The following is a 255-nucleotide window of genomic DNA, read 5'->3' on the forward strand; positions in this document are numbered from 1 at the left end:
CATCCGCCACACCCGGATTGCCGACTTCGATGCCGGTAATGGCCGGGCTGTCGTTGTCCAGAATCCCGCCGGTGGCGCTCACGCCGCCAATGGTCAGAGGAACGGTTTCCGGAGTGATTTCAACCAGTGCGTCATCCACCGTTGGCAGGGTAACGGCGAAGTTGGTCACGCCAGCAGGCACGGTGATCAGGCCGGTGGTTGCGTTGTAAGTGACGCCATTGCTGAAGGTGGCGGTGCCGTAATCGGCTGCACTCG

The 255-nt window shown here is 62.0% G+C and carries 1 protein-coding gene; it reads right to left on the bottom strand.

From position 1 onward, the window contains the following. Window positions 1-255: hypothetical protein (locus tag HA050_RS21820; protein WP_166830589.1), on the bottom strand; the 255-nt coding region annotated here is incomplete at both ends.

This window comes from Iodobacter violaceini (assembly GCF_011601265.1).
GTDB lineage: Bacteria > Pseudomonadota > Gammaproteobacteria > Burkholderiales > Chitinibacteraceae > Iodobacter > Iodobacter violaceini.